This is a genomic window from Ralstonia sp. SA306 (assembly GCF_054792405.1).
Window position 1 is genome coordinate 1,815,726 of the sequence record NZ_CP096452.1, and the last position, 11,902, is coordinate 1,827,627.

Consider the following 11,902-nt stretch of genomic DNA (forward strand, 5'->3'; position numbering starts at 1 on the left):
CCACGCCAGTGCCTGAGCATTCCGAGCCATGCCACCTTCACGCCTGTTGCCCGTCAACGTGCCGACATCGCCGTCGGAGTACGAGACACTCCACGACTTCGCTGCGCGCACACCATCGCCCCCGCCCGAGGGCAGCGCTGCTCCGCAGCCTCGCAAGAAAGGTGGCTGGCTCGGCAACCTGAAATCGCGCGTGCGCGAAAAGCTGCCCAAGAGCGACGAGACAGAACTGGCCACACTGTTAAGCGACCGCAAGCGCTCCGGCGCGTCGTTCAATACGGTGGACAACTACAAGGCGCCCACGCGCGGCACGTTGACGACCACGCCCGAGACAACCCCGCAGGCCGCCGAAGGCACACCGCATCCTGCCACACCGCAGGTTCAGGAACATCACGAGACGCGCCGCGCGGCACGTTCCCAGCGCAAGACTTCAACCATGATGCAGCGCGCCGAACAGGGTGCGCAGCGCCTGCGCCAACGCGGAAAACCGCCGACGCCCCAAGCGGCAACATCGACCGCTGCGTTGACCGTTCCAGCGACGGCCGAAGCGTTCCGCCAGAGCGTTGCGCAGTTGTTCCGCACGGCGGGCAGCACAAGCGAACGAGAGCTGCTGGCCGATCGGCTCGGCGTCTTGGCGGCTCCAGCGCAGGGCACCTCGTCCGCAGCAGGCAACTACATCGGGCCGATGTTGGCAGCACGCGCGCTGGCGGCCACCAGCGGCGGCAATGCAGCCGATGCGCTGCGGGTGCTGCAGCACGTTTCGCATGCAGTGCACTTCGACGCTGCCGCCTTTGCCACGCCTGTACCGACGCCGAGCCATGACGGCTCAACACATTCCACGGGCAGCTCTTCGATGGGCATGGGCCGCCTGTTTGATGAGACGGCATCGGCAGCAGTGTCGCATCGCTCCAGCGCGTCTGACCTGGGCTTGTCGCATCTGTTCGGTGCGGACGAAACGTCGTCACATGGTGCCCAAGCCAGCGGTAGCGGGACGGTTGATCAGGAAAGCCCGCGTTCGCTCTCCCGGCAATCCAGCCTGTCGGCCCAGTACGGCTCAAGCGGCTCCGGTGGTTCTTCACGCAGCCTGACGGTCCCGCCAATGCCGCAAGGCATGAGCGATGCGGGCGTGGCAAGCGCAGCGTGGCGCACGGCGCAGTTGCTCTCGCGCAGCCATCACGGCTTTGAAGCGCTGACCAGTCTGATGCAAGCTCCGCCCACCCCGGAGCAGGCGCACACCGCACGCGCCTTCTTGCAAGCGGCCGACCATGTTCATACGGCTGCCACTACGGCGGCCGACCCCACCGCCCTGTTGCACGCCCACCCGGCTGGCAGCGGCACCCAGGCCGAGTCACTCGCCGTCAACGTCATGCATGCCGCTGCGCTCAAGCTGCGCGGGGAGCCCGTCGGCGCGCAACAGACCGGTGTCCTTTTTGCGTGGCACCAAGGCTTTCGTGAAGACGGTCCGGGCTCGGATCTGGCCAGCACCAAGGCACGCCTGGCGAAGTTTGTCGGGCGCACCATTCCGCGGGTGGAAAAGCAAACCACGGGCAGCCATTTCTGGCAGATGATCGGCAAGAAGAAATCGCCGCTGTCATCGGCTGCGCTTGGCATGCACGGCGCACAGCGGCCTGGGCTCGTCAAGGAAATGGACACCTATACGGCGGCGCTGCGGACGATGATCGACACGCTCGTGCAGGCTGGCAATGCGCCTTCGCTGCACACCATCGCCCACCCAGGCGATCTTTGGCGCGGCGCGATCCTCGAGCACTGGGCCGGGCTGGCAGCCGCCAACGCGCCGTTGAGCGACTACGCGCTCACGGCAGAGAAGCTGCGTGCGCTGCAACCCGAAGTCGGCGCAGCAGTCAGCCGCATGCAGCGCGAGAACGCCGAGCCAACCGCTGTCGCCCGCACGCCGGGCAGCTCGCCGGCCCACCAGGAATTCGCGCAATTCGTGGCCCTGACCGGACTGACTGACGATGCAGACAGCCGAGCCTGGGCGCAAACCCGGCTGAATACGCTGACCCTGCCGCAAGTCAATGCCGCGCAGGCCCACGTGGCGCAGCTCATCGACCACGCCGGCCTGGTGGGCGAGCCGCCGGAATACCTGGTGGGGCTGCAGCCGTCGGCCACGCTGTTGCGCTACTGGAGTGCCCACGCGGGCGAGGCCGCCGAAGCCCCTGCATTCCGTAGCGCACTGGAGCGTGCCGACAAGCTCGAGCACCCGGAAGACCTCAAGATGCAGGCGCCCACCATCGAAGACGCGCGCAAGACCATCGAGACGCTGCTCACGTCCATGGAATCAGGCAACAAGGTGCGCCTGTCCAACGGAGGCTGGATTGGCGGCAGCACGACCGGCGTATCGACAGGCTTGTCGCACGTCGGCAAGGCGCTGCCGGTGCCCGTATCGGTACAACTGGACGCCAATTACGGCAGGGGCCGCCAGGCCGTGGTGGAAATCGGACGCAGTTCTCATGGGCGCGACGTGTTCGTCGGCACTGACCGCACAATGCGCGCCTCGGTCGGTGTGGGTGCCTCTGTTGGCTACGACCTCAAAACGTGGGGCAAGCGCTTGCGCGCCAACCTGCTCGCCGTCAAGGTCACGCCATTCGATCTGGAGACCGGTGAGCCGCGCGGCGTGGTCATCCGTGCCACGCGGCCCACGCAGCGCCCCGTAGAAGGCCACGACGACTGGGAACCCATCAAGTACGACGACAAAGCAGCTGCAGATGCCATCGTCAAGGCCACCAACCTGCTGTTCGAGCACGCGTCTGCCGCGCCCGAGCACCGACCCGATGCCGATACGCTGTGGAATACGCTGGCACAGCACTGTGGCGAAAGCGGTGGCAGCGGCGGCATTTCGATCAGTTGGGTCGACCAGACCAAGAAGCGCTGGCGCGCGTCGATGGACGCGAGCGTTGGCATGAACGTACGCGTGAGCAGCCCGCACACGCCGGTGCGGATCGGCCCATCAGCACGGCTGCGCGGCGAGAAGACGCTCAGCAACACGGCCACCCTGCAGGAGAAGACCGGCACGATGCGCATGGAGCAGTTCAGCGTCGCCACGGGGCACAAGGTGACGGCGCGCGCCGGCCTGGCGTTCTCGGTGGGCCGCACCTTCTACACGGCAGCCCCCGACGACAATGCATCGGCCAAGGCCGGCGAGAGCGGCAAGTTCACACAGTCGTTTACCGGCGGCATGCCGCTGGGGTTCAACTGGAAGCTGTCGGAAGGCGGCCACACGACGAAGGTGAAGATGGCTTATCAGAACGGCAAGATTGCCGATCGCGTCAGCTACTTCGACACCGAATACCGCAGCGTGCGCGAATACCTGGCTGTCGTGCGCAGCGACCGCGATGCGTGGATCAACATGCTTGCCCACAAGCCCGGCGGTACGCCGGAAAAAGCCGCACGCGAGTTCGAAGCCTACTGCGAGACCGTCGAAAAGCACGCCCGTCCCAACCAGCGCTACCTGCACCGGCATCGGCTTCGGCCGTCTGCCGCTCGCGAGATCGAGGGCCACCTGGCCTTGGCGGACCTGCACCGAAGCATCGACCCGAATTCTGCCGACGCACAAGCCTCCGAAGCGCTGGCGCAGGCGCTGCTGGAAGCGCCCACGTCGCGCCTGCCGGAAAAGCTCGCTATCGTCGAACAGGTGTCCACCAGCCGCAGCCGTGGCTTGACCAGCGCGCTACAGCTACGGGCCAGCAAGGAAGCGGAAGGCACGCGCGAACTCGCCGCCATCAAGTTCGGTTGAAGATCAATTCATCAGGTTGTCAGATAAGCCGGCGAATTAACGGTTTCGCCGGTTTTTTTATGTGCATATGCGCATAGTCGTTCACACAGAATGCGGCATTCGCATGCTCAAATGACGATTTCCAACTCAACAAAAAAAACTCAATCAGATCTAAACGCGATTTCACTCTTTATAGGGATGTGTGAGCAAATTGTGAACGTTATGCTTGGCCCCAGTTTGAAGCGCCATCTGCAAAGATTCCTCTGCGCGATGGCTTGAAATGGGGAAGCGCTATGAAGTTCGCCGTACTGACCTCCAACCCGTCCAGCTTTGCCTACGTGGCAAGCTGCCTATCCACGCAAGAGGCGGAGTGCATCCGCTTTGACGACGCCCTGTCGCTGCTGCGTGCGCGCCGCACGGAAACGTTTGATCTGTTGATGATTGACGCTCAGCACTTCCGTACGGCAGGGCAACTCGTGCTGTCGTGGCGGGAGTGCAATGCCGACATGTGCTGGCCCACCTTGGTGTTCGGGCAGTTTGTCGACCGGGGGGACATGGCGTCGGCCTTCGATGCCGGCGTGGACGACGTGCTGACCGGTCACTTCAGCGCTGAAGAGCTGCAAGCCCGCGTGCAACGGGCGCTGCGCCGTGCCGAGCCAGTGCGCCAGAATGCCGGTATCCACGTCGTGGTGGGGCCGTACCGGCTTTGCCGCCTGACCCGCACCGCTACGGTCAACAGCGTCCCCATTCGCATGACCGCACGGGAATTTGCGACGGCATGGCTGCTGTTCTCTTCGCCCGGCTCGTTCCTCTCGCGCCAGCAGATTGCATCGGCCGTGTGGGGCGCAGACGCCAGCATCGTCGAGCGCTCGATCGAGCAGCACATCTACAAGCTGCGCAAGAAGCTCCAGTTCGGCCCCGAGACCGGCGTGGAACTCAAGACCGTCTATGCACGCGGCTATCAGCTCGCCGTGCAAGCCGCCAGCAACGAGCCGGCAGGCCCCCAGGCGCGCACCGTCCTGGCCGCTTAGGCCGCTTAAGCGGCCTTTTTTGCGCAAACGATTGCGCGCCGCAGGGCCACTGCGCCCACAGCAAATTGTTTTAGCGTTTCTTAATAAAAACCTTCAAGGCATATAATTTCAGTGCCGGCTTAAAAAACTCAGCGCCGGTTTAAAAAACATTGCCTTGTTAATGGTTATCGCGTTAATGATTCTCGTGCGAGCGGATTTCACCCGCACATTGCTGATATAGCGCTGCCAATTCGGTCCGATTGCGTGCTTGTAAACGCATCAGGATTTGGCGCACGTGCGATTTCACGGTTTCTACGCCGATATGCAGTGTCTGCGCGATTTCCACATTGGATTTTCCCGAGGCCGCCTCACGCAGGATGTCGCGCTGGCGTGGCGTCAGCACGGAGAGCAAAGCCCCCTTGCTGGACGAACGGGCAGGCGCCTTCCGCCTGGATTCCAACATCCGCCCGAGCATCGCGTGCGCCTGCTCCAGCGTGACCGGCTGGGCCGGCGGGTCTTCGCCGGCGGCCTGGGCCAGTTCGGTCAAGTCGACCAGGATCCCAGAGTTCGGGGTGCGCGAGACCTGCCGAACCGCGATCGTAAGAGGCACCACCGCCTGCGCCCGCCAATCGGCTGCCGCAGGGAGAGGGGAGAAATACCGGCATTCTGCCGTGCTGTCGGCTGCGTGTAGCAGCACGTCGTTCTGGGCCCGGGCGTTCATGTCGTCCTTCGCTCTTGTGGAAGCTATTGCATCTGGATGCAGTGGCGTGCGCGGATGGGTATCGCGGCAGCCTCTTACTCTCTCTGTGCAACGAGGGAGAAAAACCGGAACCCCGATCGGAAAAAAATTTCGCGGCCGACGAACGCTCAGCGTGGGCCGATGCGCACCCACACGCCGGCAAGCTCCTTCACCTGGATGGGCAGCGTTTCGGCCAGCATCTGCAGGGCGCGGCAGCCGCCGAGGGGGAACCGCCCCGTCACGCGCAGGCCGGCCACCTCAGGGTGCAGCTCGATCAGGCTACGGTGGTAGGGGCGCAATGCGTCGATCACATCGGCCAGCGGCTGGTGTTCGACCTCGACCATGCCGCGCGTCCAGGCGGCTACGTTGCGCGCCATGAGCGTGAGTTTTTCGATGCCACCGTCGCCAAGACGCCGTACCTCGCCGGCATGCGCCGTGGACACCGCACCTGCCGGCGTCGACAACGCCGCGCTGCCTTCGAGCACGGCAACCTTCATTGCGCCGCCGGGCTCCAGCGTTGCGCAGATCATGCCGCCCGTGCATTCCACCGCGCCCGCGGCAGACCACAACCGCAACTGACCCGACGGCGACCCAGCGACGGCCAGCACGCTGCCGCTGCGCAGACGCACGTCGTAACCGCGCGCAAGCGCAGAGGCATCCACCGCGCTGCGCGCGTTCAGGCGTAATTGATAGCCGCCGGCCAGCGCGAAATCGCGGCGCTCCGAGGTGACCGTGCGCATGTCGGCAACCAGGTCGGCCAGCGGAATCTCTCTGTCAACGAGGGCGGCAACGCCCAGACCCAGCCCGCTGAAGATGAGCGCGCGGCGCACATGCCGTGTTGGCGAAGAAGGCGCATCGAGAAGCCGCCGCGCAGCGCGCCGATGCGGGTCTGCCACGGGGGGCAGTGCCACCGAACCCAACGCGCCTTGCAAACGCTGCACGGCAGCAGCATGCGCGGGGTCGGCTTCCTGCCAGGCGGCAAAGCGCTGGCGCTCCGTCTCGGAAGCTGTGCCCGAGCGGAGTACGACGAGCCACTGGATCGCCTGCTCGGCGATCCGATCGTCCAGCGCGTGCTTCACGACGATTCAGCCAGATAGCAAAGGCGCATGGCCTGCGTCATGTATTTCTGCACCATGCGAACGGATACCTGCAGGCGCTCGGCAATCTCAGGGTACGTAAGGCCATCGAGCTGGCTATAGAGAAAAGCGGCGCGCGCCTTGGCGGAAAGCCCATCGAGCATACGATCGATGGAGGTGAGGGTCTCGAGGATCAACGCACGGTCTTCGGGGGACGGCAGCGTTGCTTGCGGTTGCGTGGCGGCCCACGCCATGTAGGCCTCTTCCAGATCACGACGACGCCAGATGTCGTAGAGCACGCGCTGCGCAATCGTTGTCAGCAAAGCGCGCGGCTCGCGGGTGTCTTGCCACCCTGGCCTTTGCAGCAATTGCACAAACGCTTCTGCCGCGATGTCTTCGGCGCCAAAGCGGCAGCCCGTCTTGCAGCCCATACGACGGGCGAGCCACGCATAGTGTTGTCGGAACCAGTCAGAGGCCAGTTCGGTAACTGGCTGGCAGGTTTGCGTCACGGTACCCTCCGCGAAAATCTGTGCTGGCCGTTCCCCGGCAAACGACCCGACCCGGTATCGAGAAAGCCCCCACCCAGGTGTCGAGATTTTAACCACCGCTGATATTTCAGGTGGGCATTTTTTCGGCTTTTATCGCAGTTTTTCGGCACACCCGCCACATCCGGAAGCCCATGCTGGCATCGTTCTGCGGTGCAACCCGGTTGCTGCAATGCGTTGCAGCGACAACCGCCACGGCGCCCGCCCATGCCCCCCCAAGACTTGCCCCACCCCCCGTTCGACGACGACGCATTGCCCGCGCATGCCCTGCGCATCGGCACCCGCAACGTCTGGTTGGCTTACGACAGCTACGCCGATCCCGACATGCTGACCGCGTACGTCGAACTTGGGCCCCGCGACACGTTGGACGTCGCGCTCACGCTCAATCTGCTGCTCGGCCTCTGCCTGGAAGTGGACGGTGCTGCACGCGGCAGCGTTGTGCAACACCCGCAAACCGGCCAGATGATCTATCGCTTCCGCTACGCGTTGGACGACGACCCGGAAGCGACCGATCTGCTCGATGCCATCGCTGCGCTCACGGCAGAGCTGGACAACGGCGCCGCGCCCGCACGGTACTGAGCCGCCGCGGGCGGTCGCTTCGGATGCCGACGCAGCACTTCGGTGCCAGTGACGTTCGTCGGCAGTGGCTGGCTACGCTTGCAAGGTTCAACTGTGCTCGGGCGAGTCCGCATTGCCCCGGCATGCCAACCTCGGAGCCCTCGCCCATCATGAAGATATTCTCCCGACACTCCAGCGCGACGCCTCCGGCGCAGACGTCGTCCAGCGCACCGGCCTCGCAATCCGCGCAGCCATCGATGCCAAGCGTGCGCAAGACTTCGCAGTTGCCCGGCGGCCTGCGCGATCTTGCCGACATGGTGACGGCGAACCGCCAGAAGAAAAGCGCTGCGTCCCTGACGAACGAGCAGCTCAAGGTTGCGCTGTCGAGCACCACGTTGAGCGGACGCGGAACGCGCGCCGCGCACCGGGAGGCCCAGAAGCGTATTCGCAACGGCAAGCTGCAGTGGCCGCCTCAACAGTCCGCACAGCCGCAAACCGCTGCGCCGCAGGCACAGGGGCACGCAAGCAGCACAACCGCAACGCCGCTTCACACCCCACACGCGCAAGCGAACCCGAACCCGACGCCCACGCCGACGGAGCAGCCCCACGCCGAATCGTCTGGTACTGCCCACACCGAACACACAGAACACGCCGAACACACCGAGCACACCGAACACACCGAGCACACCGAACACACCGAACACACCGAACACACCGAGCACACCGAACACACCGAACACGCCGAGCATGGCACCCAGCAAGACCTTGCCATCGTGCTGCGGCCGCCGTCGCCCTCGTCGTTGTCTCCCTCATCCAGCGCGCACGCGCAGGGCCGCCACACGCCGCCGGATGCGCCCGTGTTCGATCCCGATACCGGCGCGCTGAACAAGCCCCAGTTGCGCCAGATGGCGCTTGCGCTCAAGGATGCGCTACCCACGGTGCCGGTAGCACTCACGCGCTCGCACCCGCACAGTGACGGGCTGCGCGCCAAGCTTCAGCATCAGTTGGGCACTATCCAGACGATTGCCGCAGACAACACCCGCAAGGCTCCGCACGAAGTCGGCATGGCCGTGCGTGATGCCTTTGCGTCGGCGGCCAAGACCGCGCGCCAGCTTGCCAAATCACTGGGTAACCATGATCCGGCCGACGCCTACAAGGGGATCGCGGCGCTGCTCACCGAGCTCAAGCGCACGCACCTGAGCGGCAGCGCGCACGAGGTCATGAGCCACTACGCCGAGAAGGAAACCGCCAACCTTGAAGCCAAAGCCCCCGGTATCAGCACGGCAAAGCCCGGCTCCAACGTGAGCACAGGCACGTCGGGCAGCGTGTCGATCTCGGCCTTCCCAACCAACCGCTATGCCGGTGCCCACTTATCGGTGGAAGCGGGTGGCGGCAAGGGCCGGCTGTACTTTGCCGATGATGACGGCGACGTCGACTACTGGCCCTCGGCACAGGCCTTCGCCAAAGTTGCGCTCGGCGGCAAGCTGGGCGAGTGGGCCGCCAAGCTGGCGGGCCGGCTGGACCTGTCCGGCGGCAATGTCTACCTCGAACACGATGACTTGCGCCAACTCGTCAAGCTCGTTGCCAACCACGATGCCAACCACGCCTGGGTCAAGTCTGCCGGCCCGCATGCGCGCCAGGCGATGCAGCAACTGGAATCGTTGGCCAATCTCGTGTCTCACGCCATCGGCCGCAACTACACGGAAGCCGCGGGCAAGCCCTACTTCCTGAACGACGCCAAGATTGCCAAGGGTTTCAACACCTTGAAGATGACGCTGCTGGCCGGCGCGATCGACCAGCAAGTGGGCGGCGACCGCTTCAGCACGCTAATGAAGGCCGCGTACCCGCCAATCGCCGACGTGCTGACGGACCGCATCGGCAGCGGGCAGCCAATGCCGGCGCAACCGCGACGCGACGTGCCCGATTCCGTGGCCTATGGCGACCGCTTCCTGGCCTACCGCCAGGTGACCGGCAGCGTAGATGCCAACGTCGGCAACGAGACCCACGGCGGCACCAACCTGGAAGCCGGCGGGAGCTTTGATGTCAACGTGCGCGGCAACGTGGCGCAGTTCTTCACGGAAAGCGCTGCCGCACCGCACACGCTGCTGGACCCGGGCTATCACAAGGATTACCAGTCCACGTTCAAGCTGCATCAGCAGCTCGATGCCGCCTGTGCCGAGCCGCCGCCCGCGCAGCTCCACCTGTACAACGAGACACGCAAGGCACTCACGCACGAACTGCACGCGGGCCCCGCTCAGCCCTTTACCGAAACCGAGCGCCTGCACTATGGCGAGGAAGCCAACATCCCCGCGCAGTTCCACAACGCCATCACGCACGCCAGCCCCGAACAGCTCAATCACGCGACGGACCAGCTGGAGCATCTCATCGGCACCTATCTGCAATTTGCGGATCACGCCGGGGCCGTGCTCGCCAGGAACGATCGCTTCATGCCCGCCAAAGAGCGCGATACGCTGAACCAGCATCGCGAAGCGGCCTTCGCACAGATCAACCAGACCGTGTGGCATGGCCGCTATCCGCAGAAAGATGCGCTGGCCAACCCAGAGGCGTTCGTCGCCAAGAGCCATGCTGCGATCAGCTTGGCGCTGGGCTGTGTGGGCGCGCATATCTCTGTCGTGAAGCAGCAGATGGCGCAGCGCGACGAGCACGGCACGGCCGCCGCCGAAGCCATCCTGACGGCGGATTCGATGTACAAGACCGCGCGTGAAATGCTGGACAAGACGTACCTGCCGCTCAAGAACTACGACGTGCAGAAGAACGGCCCGCTGAAAGACAAATCGCTGTGGCAGCGCTGGGATACGGCACTGAAGGCGACGGTTTCCGGCGGCGCGCAAAGCAGTGCGCTCAACGCGATCCTCAACCGCTTCGGCCGGTCCACCGGCAAAGTGCAACTGGGACCGTTCACAGGTTCCATCTCTGTCGGCAACAGCGCGGGGCAAGTCTCGCTCACCGCCGAGGCGCGCCTGATGAACGCCAATCATCAGGTCAACCCCAGCCGTACGGGCAAGTTCTGGCAGTTCACGTTCACCGCGCAGGGCGGTGCGCCCATCACGGGCGCGATACTCAACAAGGCCATTGCAGCGGCTATCGAAAAGTTCGCGCCGAACATGCGGCTGCAGGACGACAAGTTCGATCCGCACGAGTTGATCCGCCAGACGCAGGGGCTGCTGCTCAACGTGACCGACGGCACCAGCCTGGTCGTCAAGTTGCGCCAGGCGCCTGACGTGCAGAACGCCCCGATGGAGCTGCAATACGCGCGCGTCCTGCGCAACAAGAACAGCGGCATGAGCCTGTCGCTAACAGTGCCGACGCCGCATGGCACGTTCACGCCGTCAGTCTCGCATACGGACAGCACGCAGAGCTACGCTGGCGAGGTAATGGGCTCCGACACGAGCTACCTCATCATGCAGCATCCCTTCCTCGCCAAGATCGTCGACGCGGAAGCCCACCGCGAAGATGCCGCGCTACGGCAGGCGTTCGATGCGAACCCGGTGCAACGCGATCGCTACCTCGCCAATCCGAACCTGATGGCCGATGTGGTGGCCAAGTACGCAGCGGCGACCCAGGAGATCAATGCCGCGGCTACAGAGAACCGCCCCGTCCAGATCAAGAACGAGTTCGTGCGCTACCACGCCGCAACACCGTTCGCACGCGCGGCACAGGTGTCGACGCAGGTGGCTGCGCACGCGCCGGGTTCGACCGCCAACGGAGAACAGCTGTTCAAGCTTGCCGAACCGTTGGCCAAGCCGATCGACGTGAGCCACCTCGACGTGGAAGCGATGCGTGCACGCCTGCAAGCCATGACGACCATCGAGGAACGCGCCGACTATCTGTGCGACTCCAGCCAGGGCCGCCCGCTGCTCGACGCGTTCTCGAAGATCATCGGCAACACGCGCGCCATCAACTCGGCCGCGCTGTTCCATACCGAGGAGCGCAACACCGGTATTCAGTCGCTGGTGCGCAACCCCAAGGCGCTGCAACGCGAGAATGACCGCACCCAGGCGGCCCTGCACGGCAAACCGCAACCGTCCGGCACCATTGGTCAATTGCGCACACGCCTTGAGCCGGCCAAAGCATCGGTCAAGCAGGCCACCCTGGCGGATCTGCAGCAGCTCGCTGCCATGAACCTGCCGATCAGCCAACAGGCACAGCAGGAGCTGCAGCGCCGCAAAGCGCTGCTCGGCAACGCATTCCCGACTGACGAGGGCCCATCGCCAACGTAAAGC

7 protein-coding genes are annotated in these 11,902 nt (G+C 64.7%); 4 read left to right on the top strand and 3 right to left on the bottom strand.

What is annotated here, in order from left to right:
• Positions 1 to 28: 28 nt before the first annotated feature.
• Together M1D44_RS24685 and M1D44_RS24690 are read left to right on the top strand one after the other, a co-directional pair.
• Complete coding sequence (locus tag M1D44_RS24685; protein WP_316852671.1) at positions 29 to 3,751, top strand: hypothetical protein; 3,723 nt, start codon at positions 29 to 31, stop codon at positions 3,749 to 3,751.
• 272 nt (positions 3,752 to 4,023) lie between these two features.
• The gene (locus tag M1D44_RS24690; protein ID WP_024978138.1) at positions 4,024 to 4,761 is read left to right on the top strand and encodes a response regulator transcription factor; all 738 of its coding nucleotides are present in this window, start codon (positions 4,024 to 4,026) and stop codon (positions 4,759 to 4,761) included.
• A 172-nt stretch (positions 4,762 to 4,933) separates the two neighbouring features.
• Here the strand turns inward: M1D44_RS24690 and M1D44_RS24695 are convergent, their stop codons facing one another.
• From M1D44_RS24695 to M1D44_RS24705, 3 genes are all read right to left on the bottom strand, one after another.
• On the bottom strand, positions 4,934 to 5,461 hold the full coding sequence (locus M1D44_RS24695) for a helix-turn-helix transcriptional regulator (RefSeq protein WP_316852672.1): 528 nt from the start codon (positions 5,459 to 5,461) through the stop codon (positions 4,934 to 4,936).
• Positions 5,462 to 5,607: 146 nt separating this feature from the next.
• Positions 5,608 to 6,558, bottom strand: a complete 951-nt coding sequence (locus M1D44_RS24700) for a DUF4880 domain-containing protein (RefSeq protein WP_024978136.1) — start codon at positions 6,556 to 6,558, stop codon at positions 5,608 to 5,610.
• A complete protein-coding gene (locus tag M1D44_RS24705) occupies positions 6,555 to 7,064 on the bottom strand; it encodes a sigma-70 family RNA polymerase sigma factor (RefSeq protein WP_024978135.1) in 510 nt (169 codons plus the stop codon). The genes M1D44_RS24700 and M1D44_RS24705 overlap by 4 nt, the downstream gene beginning before the upstream one ends.
• A gap of 243 nt (positions 7,065 to 7,307) precedes the next feature.
• On the opposite strand from M1D44_RS24705, the gene M1D44_RS24710 reads away from it, so the two are divergent.
• Positions 7,308 to 7,679, top strand: coding sequence for a type III secretion system chaperone family protein (locus M1D44_RS24710; protein WP_316683459.1), 372 nt, complete (start codon positions 7,308 to 7,310; stop codon positions 7,677 to 7,679).
• Between the two features lie 149 nt (positions 7,680 to 7,828).
• Positions 7,829 to 11,899, top strand: coding sequence for a type III effector protein (locus M1D44_RS24715; protein WP_439004436.1), 4,071 nt, complete (start codon positions 7,829 to 7,831; stop codon positions 11,897 to 11,899).
• The last annotated feature ends 3 nt before the right edge of the window (positions 11,900 to 11,902 follow it).

Excerpts from the sequence above, each read along its gene's own strand:
- M1D44_RS24710 (WP_316683459.1), top strand. The coding sequence starts at position 7,308 with ATGCCCCCCCAAGACTTGCCCCACCCCCCGTTCGACGACGACGCATTG.
- M1D44_RS24715 (WP_439004436.1), top strand. The coding sequence starts at position 7,829 with ATGAAGATATTCTCCCGACACTCCAGCGCGACGCCTCCGGCGCAGACG.
- M1D44_RS24690 (WP_024978138.1), top strand. The coding sequence starts at position 4,024 with ATGAAGTTCGCCGTACTGACCTCCAACCCGTCCAGCTTTGCCTACGTG.
- M1D44_RS24685 (WP_316852671.1), top strand. The coding sequence starts at position 29 with ATGCCACCTTCACGCCTGTTGCCCGTCAACGTGCCGACATCGCCGTCG.
- M1D44_RS24695 (WP_316852672.1), bottom strand. The coding sequence starts at position 5,461 with ATGAACGCCCGGGCCCAGAACGACGTGCTGCTACACGCAGCCGACAGC.